The 12,927-nt window shown below is 42.5% G+C and carries 10 protein-coding genes; 4 read left to right on the plus strand and 6 right to left on the minus strand.

The features are described from left to right. Positions 1 to 13 precede the first annotated feature (13 nt). Positions 14 to 565 (plus strand): hypothetical protein, encoded by a 552-nt coding sequence (locus RM556_RS01140; RefSeq protein WP_311360113.1) that lies wholly within the window; start codon positions 14 to 16, stop codon positions 563 to 565. Between the two features lie 13 nt (positions 566 to 578). Here the strand turns inward: RM556_RS01140 and RM556_RS01145 are convergent, their stop codons facing one another. Further along, positions 579 to 2,912, minus strand: a complete 2,334-nt coding sequence (locus RM556_RS01145) for a penicillin acylase family protein (RefSeq protein WP_311360114.1) — start codon at positions 2,910 to 2,912, stop codon at positions 579 to 581. Between the two features lie 80 nt (positions 2,913 to 2,992). Here RM556_RS01145 and nagZ point away from each other — a divergent pair, with 80 nt between their 5' ends. Next, on the plus strand, positions 2,993 to 4,027 hold the full coding sequence (gene nagZ, locus RM556_RS01150; protein ID WP_311360115.1) for a beta-N-acetylhexosaminidase: 1,035 nt from the start codon (positions 2,993 to 2,995) through the stop codon (positions 4,025 to 4,027). A gap of 32 nt (positions 4,028 to 4,059) precedes the next feature. On the opposite strand, the gene RM556_RS01155 is transcribed toward nagZ, so the two are convergent. The 4 genes from RM556_RS01155 to RM556_RS01170 form a co-directional block, all read right to left on the minus strand. Next, positions 4,060 to 4,599, minus strand: a complete 540-nt coding sequence (locus RM556_RS01155) for a cob(I)yrinic acid a,c-diamide adenosyltransferase (RefSeq protein ID WP_311360116.1) — start codon at positions 4,597 to 4,599, stop codon at positions 4,060 to 4,062. Between the two features lie 104 nt (positions 4,600 to 4,703). After that, positions 4,704 to 5,897: a CsiV family protein gene (locus RM556_RS01160; protein WP_311373655.1), complete on the minus strand. Its 1,194-nt coding sequence runs from the start codon at positions 5,895 to 5,897 to the stop codon at positions 4,704 to 4,706. Next, positions 5,887 to 9,408: a transcription-repair coupling factor gene (mfd, locus tag RM556_RS01165; RefSeq protein ID WP_311373656.1), complete on the minus strand. Its 3,522-nt coding sequence runs from the start codon at positions 9,406 to 9,408 to the stop codon at positions 5,887 to 5,889. The genes RM556_RS01160 and mfd overlap by 11 nt, the downstream gene beginning before the upstream one ends. 80 nt (positions 9,409 to 9,488) lie before the next feature. Continuing rightward, positions 9,489 to 10,061 carry a PilZ domain-containing protein gene (locus tag RM556_RS01170; RefSeq protein ID WP_311360119.1) on the minus strand — a complete coding sequence of 191 codons (573 nt, stop codon included), beginning with the start codon at positions 10,059 to 10,061 and terminating at the stop codon, positions 9,489 to 9,491. A gap of 230 nt (positions 10,062 to 10,291) precedes the next feature. Here RM556_RS01170 and RM556_RS01175 point away from each other — a divergent pair, with 230 nt between their 5' ends. Both RM556_RS01175 and RM556_RS01180 read left to right on the plus strand, forming a co-directional pair. Then, positions 10,292 to 11,497, plus strand: a complete 1,206-nt coding sequence (locus tag RM556_RS01175; protein WP_409220033.1) for a lipoprotein-releasing ABC transporter permease subunit — start codon at positions 10,292 to 10,294, stop codon at positions 11,495 to 11,497. Positions 11,498 to 11,585: 88 nt separating this feature from the next. Beyond that, positions 11,586 to 12,146, plus strand: coding sequence for a phosphoribosyltransferase family protein (locus tag RM556_RS01180; RefSeq protein WP_311360120.1), 561 nt, complete (start codon positions 11,586 to 11,588; stop codon positions 12,144 to 12,146). Positions 12,147 to 12,239: 93 nt separating this feature from the next. Here RM556_RS01180 and RM556_RS01185 read toward each other — a convergent pair whose 3' ends face one another. After that, positions 12,240 to 12,884 (minus strand): energy-coupling factor ABC transporter permease, encoded by a 645-nt coding sequence (locus RM556_RS01185; RefSeq protein WP_311360121.1) that lies wholly within the window; start codon positions 12,882 to 12,884, stop codon positions 12,240 to 12,242. Between the last annotated feature and the right edge of the window lie 43 nt (positions 12,885 to 12,927).

The raw sequence follows: 12,927 nt of genomic DNA on the forward strand, positions 1-12,927 counted from the left end.
AAAGCGTTCGCTAATGGCGAGCGCTTTTCTGTTTTTATTTGCTTGCCAACCGAGCGATGAAGATGCAGTAAGCGAAGTATCCACTCTAGAGCGCGACCAAGCTTCAATTCCCTTGCTAAGCCTTTCCGAATTAATGAGTGCGAGTGATTTCCAAGAAGGCATTAAGCAAGCTGTTATAAACGATGACCGCGCTGCTTTAGTCTATTGGCAAGAACAAGCATTGCTAGTAGCAAGCGAAGCAAATTTACTGCAGAGAGAGCTAGAGCTAATAAGCGGTGAGCAGGGGCTTGTTTATATCGAGTATCAAGCTAAAAAGCAGTTATTCAATGATAGCTTCGTAGAAAGGTTCCTTTATTTTCAGGAAATTGACAGCCTTATCAACCAATACCCATACTTAACGGGTCTTCATGAAAGAGCCAGGAAGTTGGTTGCTGAAAGAGATGCTTTGGTGCTCAAAGCAATCGAAATACTAGAAAACGATGCTTACCAGGGGAACGCACGCATTGCCGCGGAGCAGCAATGGCGTGACTATGTCTTGCAAAGCGGCTTGTTAGACAAACTGTAAATTCACAATAAATCTATTCCACTTCAAAGACTAAGGTGTGTTGTACCTCTTCGGGTAGGAAACGTTGTGCTTCATTTTCAACAAACTCTGAGTACCCGGTTTTGAAAAACACAGAAAGTGGATGGCCAGATTGTCCTCCAGGGATCGTGAGGATACCATTTTCTTCGTTACCAGGTTGTACAATTAGTCGTTGTGATGCACCAAATGAGGAGCGCTGTACCGCGGGCATATAACTGTCACCGAAGCCGGCAGATTCAGGCATAGTAAGAAAACTGCCGAAAGGACCTAGTTGAGATGAAAAGGGATGTTTGATGGCGAGTTTGTTTACTTTTCCCCATTCTAATCCCACTAAACTTGATGGGTCAGCATTATGTTGTTTTATCAGGTCTGCTCTAGTTTTATCGTAGGAGCTTAAAAGAAACGAGCCGTAACTTGCTTCTCCAACAGGCAACCAAGTGTCCACTTCGTCATCAATCAACTGCCATACAGCAGGCTCAATTTTTCGTAAAGCATTTCGCAAACTTAAACCATTTGATCTTACTTGCTGATTAATTGGCTCTAGCAATCGGTTAATGACAGTTGAACGGAAATAACGCGTTAAGGTATAGCCAATTGAATCACTGCAGGCACAGTTTTGCCATTCTTGTAAGGCTTTTATATCATTTTGATATTTTTCAGGCTGAGACTCTAAAACATTTAATAGTAAGTTGTGCCAAGGCCCGAGAAATAGTGCTTGGTTGTTCAATTGAATATTATAAAAATCTTGTTCTGCAAATTTTGACTTAGCGAATAATAGGTCTCGTATTTGTAAGCCTCGAATGCCCAGAGCATAACCACCATCGCCAAAGCGACGCATGTCATCAATGGACATGACTCGTGCGTTAGCAGTCCATAGGCGACCGCTCGTTGGATTGATATTTTGCGGCGAATCGAATTCATGCTGTTGCCATAGAGAGGAGTATTCCGCTTCACTAATAGCAGAAAGTGAGGGACTTGGCCTCGCACTAAGTGCGCCAATCGTTCTCCACCCTGCGTTACCCTCTGCATCAGCGAGCACTAAGTTTTGGATTGGGATCCTTACTTGTTGTGCAATTTCAAAACCCTCTTTCAGGTTTTTAGCTTCAGCTAAGTCATTTACTTTTACATTGACAGCATAGGACTGGTGGGCAACCCAGGATAGCGCGTATTTTTTGTCGCGGATTTGTTTCACTGGGCCATATTGGCTCATTTCAATGACAAGTTCTTCAGCACCATCAGGGCTTAGTATGGTTTCGTTAACTTGTTGTGTTAATGCGTAGGGTGATAGCTCGACCCAATCGACATTATCGAGGTTTGCGTTTGTAAATCCCCAAGCAATGTGTCCATTTGAGCCCACAATAATGCCAGGAGAGCCTGGCAAAGAGACGCCTGTTACTTTTATCTCTTGTTGCCCAGCAGTATAATTAAGTTGAGCCTTGTACCAAATAGGGGGAACTCTGAGGCCTAAATGCATGTCATCGCTGAGCATGGCGCTTTTTGTGTTGCTGAGGGCTCCCGTCACAGCCCAATTGTTACTCCCAATATCATCGACCTCTTCGATTGCTTCATAGGCGAATACGTCCAGCTCATTTATTGAATTAATTTGGCTCGTAGTAGCTCGAAAAGTTTGTGTATTGTTGGGATCAGGACTTGGGATCGAAGGGCTGCTCATTACGCTGCCATCAAGAGCGGCTTGATAAGGGCTCGCTTGGTTTAAGAAGCTAAGCATAGATAGACCAAAACGTTGTACTATAAATGTGTTGGTAAAGTCTCGCTCTACTTGTCCACCTTGTAAATCGAGATACATACTAAAGCTAACAAGTAAGCTGTCCTCCATTTTCCAAGGTGCAAATTCACTACCAGTGAGAAGGTACTCAAAGGGCCTAACGCTATAAGCCTCAGCTGCTTCGTTAACGCCCTTAGCGTAGGCCTCTAGCAAAGCAACTTGAGCTGCAGGCAACTTGGTTATAATCGCTGCAGCACGTTGTCGAAATTGATGGAATCGATTTGATTTGTCGATATTTAACGCAGCAGCGCCGACAATTTCAGACAATTCACCTGCGGCGGTTCTGCGCAATAAATCCATTTGAAAAAGGCGATCTTGCGCGTGCGCATAGCCCAAGGCGAAGGCTGCATCCTTTTTATTGTCTGCGCTGATAATCGCAGTGCCATATCGGTCTCTTTGTATTTTAGTTTGAGCGTGAATATGTCGGGTTTTAATCGTCCCATCAAGGCTAGGTAGACTGCCTTTTAATATGAAATAGGCTATTATGCAAATTAGAAAGATAAGTAGAAATAGGGCAGCCAATGCAGGTTTGATAAACTTCATTTTTTGTTCTTATAGTTTGCTTTGGAATGAATAGGCTAAGTGAAAATAGCTTGGTACACAAGTAATTAAAAGGGGTAGAAATGTCACCAATCGTTTTAGATGTTTTAGCTTATGAGTTAGACCAACTTGAACGCGAGAAACTCCAGCACCCACTTGTGGGTGGGCTTATCTTATTTTCTCGTAATTTTGCGGACAAAGAACAGTTATCAGCACTCGTAAAAGATATCAGAAAAACCGTTTCTCGGCCTTTCCTGATTTCAGTGGATCATGAGGGGGGCAGAGTACAGCGCTTTCAAGAAGGTTTTACAAAAATACCGCCTATGGCCAGTATTGAGAACCGCTTTAATAATTTTTCTGAAACTGCAAAAGAGCAGCAGCAACACGCTTTGGCATTTGCAATGGGCTTTGTGATGGCGTATGAGTTGCTTATTCTCGATATTGATATCAGCTTTGCTCCTGTATTAGATCTAAATGGTGTCAGTGAAGTGATTAAATCAAGGGCCTTTTCCGCTGATCCTGCGGAGGTTATTCGACTCAGTGAATGCTACACCCAAGGTATGCATGCAGCTGGTATGAAAACAACAGGAAAGCATTTTCCTGGCCATGGCTCTGTGGCTGAAGATAGCCATATAGCGATGCCCGTTGATACGCGGACCTACGCAGAAATCAAAGAAAGTGACATGCATGTCTTTTCAAAAATGATTGCTAAACAACAGATTGATGCCATCATGCCAGCTCATGTCATCTATCCAGAGATTGACGATAAACCAGCTGGTTTTTCACGCACTTGGATCCATGATGTATTGCGCGGTGAACTTGGTTTCAACGGCACTGTCTTTTCTGATGACCTATCTATGGAAGCTGCGAGTGTTGGCGGCAGTGTTTGCGACCGCGCGGAACTGGCCCTTGATGCGGGCTGCGATATGGTCCTTGTGTGTAACTCTCCTAGCGAAGCAGAAAAGACCATCGATGGTTTGTCGCAATCAACCACGTATAGCCAACGTTGGCTATCACTGTTGGCACCGCGACCAGAGCAGGGCCGCAACACCTTAGAGGCAAAACGAGCGGAGTACCTAGAGCATCAGGCTTTGATCAATCGTTTACAAGAGGATTAACTTAGCTGAAAAGCTTACTGTTTCTGTGGGGCTTAAATTTCGATGTCGGCAATGCCTGTTCTTGCATTAAAACTGCGGGCCGCAACGAACAGATAGTCCGATAAACGATTAATATAAGCGATACAAATATCAGGGATGTTCTGCTGAGCGGATAAAGCAACAAGGTTTCTTTCTGCGCGTCTTGCAATGGTTCGTGCAACGTGAGCCTGGGCACCGAGTTGTGAACCACCAGGTAGAATGAATTTGGTTTGTGGTGATAGTGTTGACTGAAGCTCATCAATTGCTGTCTCCAATACCTCGACGCTATTTTCGTTTAATTGTGGCTTGTCTGATATTGCAAAGCCGATAGAAAACAAGTTGTGTTGGATTGATTGAAGAAACTCGCAACTCAAGGAGCTTGCACTTAAATTCTCTTTTTCATTTAACAAGGCTGACAACAAACCAATGTGGCTATTCAGTTCATCTAAGGTGCCATAACATTCTAAAATGATATCGTCTTTGCTCAGTCTTAAAACTTCTGAGGTGTATACCTGCGTCGTGCCTTTATCGCCAGTTTTCGTATATATTTTCATGTTGTGCAATTTCCGCTGTGTGTGTTTCTTCGCTTAGCCTTGCTATCGATAGCGTAAACTCAGTTTAACTGTTGTATAAGGATAAATAAGCCCTAGGCTTGAAACTAGTTTTCAGCAATCTCTTCTTTCGGAAACTCATACCGCTGAAGTCGCACTACAAAACCAAATTTAGGGTGATCGAAATAATGAATCTGCTTACTGATGATACGTCGACGCTGTTTGAAGGGATATTGTTCAAAGTAAGCATCACCGAAGGTATCGACTTTCAATTCTACATGCTCAAACTCAGCCTCAATATGCAGATAAGGTACTCTGTTGATGTATTTCAAATACACCTTCATTTGTCCATCTAACTCCCAAGGCTCAATGTGGCTTTCTGACCCTTTTGTATTTGGGACACTTGCTTCTTGGCGTGTCCAATCGACCGTATTGCCAGCTTGAAGTTGGGCTTTAAGCTCTTCAAAAAAGGTCTCTGAATTTTGATTAATTACGCTATCTTCGTCGGGCTCATACTTTTCTTTTAATTCATCATACCTTGGACTTGACGGTGGGGGAAGTTGCAAGCGTTGACCAGCGTAAACACGATAAAATTTGGCATTTTCTTCACCAAATACCACGGGTTGTCGCCATGCAACATGTATCAGGGCTTGCACGTCACGCTGTGCAAAAAGACGCGAAGCATAGTCTTTAAGATAGAACTGGTCGTCACTCAATAGGTGGTGGTTACGGGTTTGCTCTAGTGTTTCCTGTTGCAGATATATAGGGACTGAATCGACATTCTTATATTGAATCATCTGTGCAACGAGCTGTTCTCTCGTGTTATCGCACGCTTCCTTCTCTTTCAACTTTTGTGACCAGAGTGAGATATCGGCTTGAAAAGTGTCATCTATATCGGTTTGTTCAGTGTTTGTTTCTTCCTGACGGTTGTCTTCCACCATGTTGAATGGCGCTAATGGCGAGAATATATTCACTAAGCGGCTTGGAAATTCAGGCTCTTCGGGAATGCATTCAAAGACCATTTTTTGAATATTTACTAAAGGGTTGGCTTTACGATACAAAGGATAAGAAAGCAGATCGACTGGCGACGTAGATTCTGCGTTAAAGGTCGCTTTCGAAAAATCTTCCTCAACCTGAGAAGATGCACTGCGTTGAAAAGCAATCACTTCAACATCGAACCACCAATCAGTATCTTCAACCGAAGCTGGATTATCTGATTGAGCATTGGCTGCTATGGGCATAGCTAATATTAGTAATGCATTGATAACCTTAAGCAAAGGTTTCACTGAGTTAGCTCGCATGGCATTCCTTGACAAATTTTTCTAGCAATTCTGTTACATGATCCAGTTTTTGTTGCGCGCTGTCGAGTTTTTTCACAAACCTAAGTTTTTGAGGCCCATCAAATTTATATTGACTGGGGTACTTTTGAATCAACTGAATTAGGTAGCCTGGATCAATCTTGGTGTTTTGCTCAAACTCAATACTGCCACCTGTTTGGCTAGTTTCTATCTTTTGTATTCCGAGTTTCTCAGCGATGAGCTTCAAACTCGACTGACGAACAAGGTTTTTGGCGCTATCTGGTAGCAGTCCAAAGCGGTCTATCAGTTCAATTTGATATTCATCTATTTCTAGCTGCGACTTGCAGTTTGCTAGCTTCTTGTACAAGGAAAGGCGAGTATTTACATCACCAATATAATCATCTGGTAGCAAAGCGGGTATACGCAGGTCAACTTCTGTTTGCGCCGATAATACATCGTCTAATGACGGCTCTTTACCGTCTTTTAGAGCTTGTACGGCTTGTTCCAACATTTCCATGTACAAGCTAAAGCCAACCGAATTAATCTGACCTGATTGGTCATCACCAAGCAGTTCACCCGCACCACGAATTTCCAAGTCGTGAGTCGCTAACGCAAATCCCGCACCCAAGTCTTCAAGAGAGGCAATGGCGTCTAGCCGTTTACTCGCATCCTTGGTCATTCGACGTGGATGAGGTGTTAATAAGTACGCATAAGCTTGATGATGCGAACGCCCAACACGCCCTCTTAGTTGGTGTAACTGAGCGAGTCCAAGATGATCAGCTCTGTCCATGATAATAGTATTAGCGGTAGGTACATCAATACCCGTCTCGACAATCGTGGTACACACTAATACATTGTAACGTTGATGATAGAAATCATTCATTACATTTTCGAGTTCGCGTTCACGCATTTGACCGTGCGCAATTGCGATACGCGCTTCAGGAATGATTTCTTCGATTTCACGGGCAGTTTTCTCAATTGTCTTCACTTCGTTATGTAGAAAGTAAACTTGACCACCACGCAAAATTTCGCGCATAACAGCTTCACGCACGATGTCTTCCTGGCGAACCTGCACGAAGGTTTTAATCGCCAAACGCTTGGCTGGCGGCGTTGCGATGATAGATAAATCGCGCATACCACTCATCGCCATATTCAGTGTTCTAGGAATAGGGGTAGCGGTGAGCGTAAGAATATCGACATCTGCACGTAAGGCTTTGAATTTTTCTTTCTGGCGCACACCAAAGCGATGTTCTTCGTCAATGATGACTAAACCAAGATCTTTAAACTTCACATCATCCTGCAAGAGCTTATGCGTTCCTACTACAATATCTGCTTGGCCATTGGCTAGTTCTTCAATCACAACCTTTTGCTCTTTTGCACTGCCAAAGCGGGAAATTACTTCGATTTTAAATGGCCATTGAGCAAATCGATCTTTAAAGTTCTCGTAGTGTTGCTGAGCTAGTAGGGTGGTGGGAACTAATATCGCGACCTGTTTCCCGCTAGATGCAGCAATGTATGCAGCACGCATTGCAACTTCAGTTTTACCAAAACCAACATCACCACAGACTAGACGATCCATTGCATTGGGGCTGCCCATATCCTGCAAAACGGCATTGATGGCGGTTTTTTGGTCTACAGTTTCTTCAAAAGGAAAACTGTCTTCGAAGGTTTGATATTCTTGCCATTCAATTGGGTATGCGTAACCAGGTTTTGCAGCTCGTTTAGCATATACGTCTAGCAGCTGTGCAGCGACATCCCTGACTTTCTCTGCCGCCTTACGTTTAGCTTTGCTCCAGGTATCGTTACCGAGTAAATGTATAGGAGCATGGTCTGGATCTCCCCCAGAATAGCGACTTATTAGATGCAAACTAGACACCGGAACGTACAATTTAGCACCTTTTGCATATTCAATAGTGAGGTACTCTGTAGTCACTCCTCCCGCATCTAAGGTTTGCATGCCGAGAAATCTACCAACACCATGGTCAATATGCACAACCGGTTGGCCTTCGGTTAACTCTGCGAGATTTCGAACTATTGATGCTTCATCACTGACTTTGCGCTTATCTTTCAGTTTACGGCGGCTGACTTTATGCCCAAGTAATTGAGTCTCAGTGACAAACAAAAACGATTGCTTACCGTCCTCAAAAGCAAAACTGTTTTCAACCATACCTACACATATAAATATATGTTGGCTGGTATGTGTCAATGCATCCTCAAGGGTAGGTGAATTAGACGGTTTAATTTTCGCTTTATTAAGAATATCGATCAGGTTTTCTTTTCGACCTTGTGATTCTGCGATGAAAATCACTTTCGTTTTTTTCTCTAAGGCTTTTTTTACTTCTGCCTGTATAGCCTGATATGGATTCGTTGCGGTGAGATCAATACCAATATTTGTGACAGGGTGACATGAAAAATTATATTTGCCCGCTTTCTTCGGTAAGGTTTCTGGCACGATGAAAGCGCGTGGCCACTGTTTCAAAGAATTGAGTAACTCATGTGTATCTAAAAATAAATCGATTGGCGCTAGCAATGGACGCGCTAAGTTATAACGGTATTGTTCGTAACGGTTATTCAGGTCTTTGCTAAATCGATCAGACGCTGCCTGCATATCACCCATACAGATGAGTAATGAGTCATCGTTTAAATAATCAAACAGGCTCGCTGTTTTATCGAAGAAGAGTGGAAGGTAGTATTCAATACCACTTGGCATTGTACCTTTGCTCACCTGATAGAAAATCGACTCTTTATCTGCAGTATTACTGCGTTCAAATTTTTCTAAATAGCGTTCACGGAAACCCGTAATTGCTGGTTTATCGGTTGGGAATTCTCTAGCCGGCAATAAGCGAATGGCATCGGTTTCATCAAGGCTTCGCTGACTCTCAGGATCGAATAGTCGAATAGAGTCAATCTCATCATCAAATAAATCGATTCTGAAGGGGTGATCACTACCCATTGGGAATAAGTCAATAATACTGCCTCGAACAGAAAATTCACTGTGTGACATCACCTGACTGACGTGTAGATAACCAGACTTTTCTAATTTGCGTTTGAAGTCATCAGTATCTATTGTTTCACCAACCTTGAGGTACAAGAGATGTTGTCCCACATAATCTACTGGTGCTAAACGCTGCAAGAGTGTATTCATGGGCACAATAAAGATACCCGCTTGCTTCTTATTTAATAAATATAAGGTCTCTAATCGCTGAGAAACAATATCCTGATGAGGTGAAAAACCATCATAAGGTAGGGTTTCCCAATCGGGAAAAAGCTGCACATGTATGTCATCGGCCCGAAGGAAAAATGCCAGTTCTTTTTCTAGCTTGATCGCTTTGGGGCTATCCTCGGTGATAACAATTAAAGGCCCGCTATGGCTTTTACCGGCATTTGCAATGCTAAGTGCTGAGCTAGCACCCTGCAGTTCGCCCCACTGAATATGATCGATGATGCGCGCAGACGCCTGTGAGCCGGAGGCAGATTTTGTTTTGGGTAATGGAATATTGAATAAATTTGACATACTACGAAGAAAAAAACTCTTTGATTATATAAGATTGCAAAACAAGTCCGCCCAATCACTCATCGCTAACACTAAAAATGTTAACGATTTTTACGAAGTTGAGAAGTTTGTAAATGTAAACTGGCACGAACCAAAAGTTCCTGGTCCTGCTCACGGATGTGTGTGTAAACGTAACTGACTTGATAAAGATCATCGATGTGTTCAACCTCAATGACTTCAGCTAGACAGAATATGGCAGCCGCTTCTTTTTCTAGAAAGATTTTAACTTCTGCAAGCTGACCTAATTCTGGCGCATCCTGATGTTCAACGATAACACCTCCGCCACCAAATTTAGATGCGGTTTTTCTAAGTGCCTCATCATCTTGTTGAATCAGTATGTAAGACATCATAAGGTCGATTTTTCGCGCTTGCATTTGCAAGTAATCCACTAAGTCTTCTAGTTTGTCACCTAGTGAACGCAGCGGTTTTAGTGCTTGAGATTCTATCTCAGAGAGTTCAGAAGCGATACGAAAAGCATAGGGCATACTGGCTTCAAATTCATCCATGCTTTGATTAACTAGGCTGCTATCAATAAATTTTACGTTTACTTTGGTTGCATGCTTTATTAAAAAGTATGAGCCGAAGTTGGCTTGTTTTTCTTCTAATGAGTTCAATGGAAACGTTCCTGTAATCGCCGCACATGGCATTAATCCCGAGTAGGGAGTAGCAGCCCCCCAATGCTTAGGGTAGAATGCAAGTCACGTAATTTAACAAAATTGTTCGCAAGTTTCACTGTTGTTTATGACTTATTACAACCTTGTAGGCTTGTGAGCAAATGCGTTAGCAAGACTTTGCTACACTTGTCGACCTTCCAATACATAAAATGGACTGAAGTATATACTCTATGTTGCGCCTACCAATTTCAGCATTCATCGGAATGCGATATTCCAAAACCTCAGTTAAACGCAGTTTTATTGCCTTTATAAACTTGTTCTCGGTGGTTGGTATCGCCCTTGGCATCGCATCATTGATCACTGTTATTTCAGTTATGAATGGGCTGGAGGGGCAACTTAAACAAAAGATACTGGGGATACTCCCGCATATTGTTGTTGAAAGTCGAGAACCGCTTGAGTTTTCAAGTGACCTTGCACAACAAGTCGTATTTACAACTGACTTCACTGAACAGGAAGCGATTATTCAATCTAGCAAGACAATCAAAGGAGTCTTTCTTCAGGGGATAGATACTGAGCAAGTGCAAAAGCACTCTATCATTGCAAAGAATATGATCGCTGGTAGCTGGCAGTCAATGCGTCAGGGGAGTTTTCAAGTACTGATCAGCCGAGCCTTGGCGAGTCAAATGAGAGTCAGCATAGGCGATCAGTTACGTGTTATTAGCCCAAACGCTAGCGTGTTTACTCCTTTAGGTAGAATGCCTAGTCAACGCTTGGTAACGATTGGAGGCTTGTTTCAACTGAATAGCGAGGCTGATGATAAAGTCATGCTAATGAATATTCATGATATTGCGAAGTTGTCTCGAAAGCGCAATCTCGACTTTGTGAGTCAACGTCTCTACCTTGAAGATGCATTCGAATACGAAAGTGTCACTCAGGCCCTAGATAAACAAGGTTTGGAATATACCACCTGGCGCTCAAGACAAGGTCCTTTGTTTGACGCAGTGAGTATGGAAAAGTCAATGATGTCTCTCATGCTATTACTGATCATTGCTGTCGCGGCTTTTAATATCGTTTCAGCACTGGTGATGGTTGTCAGTGAAAAAACCAGTGATATTGCAATATTACAAACCCAAGGCTTATTGCCGAAAGATGTGATGTTAATTTTCATTCTTAATGGTGTATTTAATGGCGTAAAAGGCATTCTGGCTGGGCTTGCATTAGGCTTGTTACTGGTGTCGCAACTGAATAATATACTCAGCTTGATTGGCGTAAATTTAGGCTTTGGTCCGAATGGTATGGGCCTGCCCATTGATTTACGTTGGTCAGAAGTGTTGGTAATATCGTTAAGTTCACTCGGCTTATGTATTGCTGCTACTTTATACCCTGCGTTTAGGGCTGCTTCAATTCATCCTGCAAATAGCTTACAAACCCAATAATCGTTATACTATGCGAACATGAATCTATAGTGGCAAGTTCTTACTTGTTTTTACCTTTATCTGATACAGATTTAACAGAGAGTTTATTTTGAGCAAAAAATATATCAGTTCACAATCCCTTTTAGAGGATAGTTTTCGTTTAGCATCAAAAGTGTTTAAAGACGGATTTAAGCCTGATTTTATCATTGGCATCTGGCGCGGCGGAGCGCCTATAGGGATTGCTGTTCAAGAGTTTTTTGAATACAAAGATACGCCAACTGATCATATCGCGGTGCGCACATCGTCTTACTACGGCATTAATAAACAATCCAAAGAAATAAAGGTTCATGGATTGCATTATCTTATTGAGAATGCGAATGCTGGAGATAGCTTGTTGATTGTGGATGACGTGTTTGATTCAGGCCGCAGTGTCGAAGCCCTTATCAATCAGATTGAAACGCTGATGCGCTTAAATACGCCGAAAGAAATAAGAATTGCGACTCCTTGGTACAAGCCTCAGAACAATAAAACACAAATTGTGCCTGATTACTTTGTGAATGAGAGTGATGAGTGGCTTGTATTTCCGCATGAGTTGGCTGGCTTGAGCGTAGAAGAGATAAAAGAAGGGAAGACAGAGCTAAGTAACATATTGGATGTTTTGCTCGACTAGTACATAGCGCAATTCATTGACCCTCATGGAAAAGGCTGCATCTGCAGCCTTTTTCGTTTTCCGAACAGAGTATTGCCATGCAATATACCGCTATTATTTGTTATCAATATAAAATTTGTCGTGGAAAGTATAAACCCAATGGGGTTTGTGGACGATGAGTACCGTCATTGTCATGCCATTGAACATCGCTTCTGGAAATAACAGGAGAGGGGTGAGTAGTACATAATTCTGATAGATAGTGTCCCATGTCAGGTCAGTATCGATGTAGTAATAACCGGCTAATATCAGCATTTTTAATGAAATTGTAATTGCACCAGGAAAGAAGCCACAAACGAAAAGGTAGACAAAAACGTTACGTGGCAACTTATGAAATGACCAACTGAAAATAAGATAGGTGATCGCAATTGGCATTGCGACGCCAGCCAACCAGTTTACTCCTAACATTGAGGCATGTTCATAGCCTAACAGAGTGACTGCAAGCAATACTAAACTGGCAGAAATAATGGCCCAGCGGAAGCCGAGAACTAGGGCTAAGGATGTTAGCCACATAAAATGAACGTAAAGTTCATCGACTATTCCAGCACGAAAAATCCACAGAATAAACACCAACACGGTGGTGCCGAAAAAGCGATGTTGCAGTGTCGTATCGGTTTTGAGGTCAGCGATCTTTGTATTTTTTAATACAACGAAGAGCAGACACAAGGCGCCTATCAAGGACATGATTTCAATTATTGTCATTTGTAATACACATTATTTGCTGAAGTTTCATGAAGACAACTCG

The organism is Alteromonas sp. W364 (assembly GCF_031846205.1).
Taxonomy (GTDB): Bacteria; Pseudomonadota; Gammaproteobacteria; order Enterobacterales; family Alteromonadaceae; genus Glaciecola; species Glaciecola blandensis.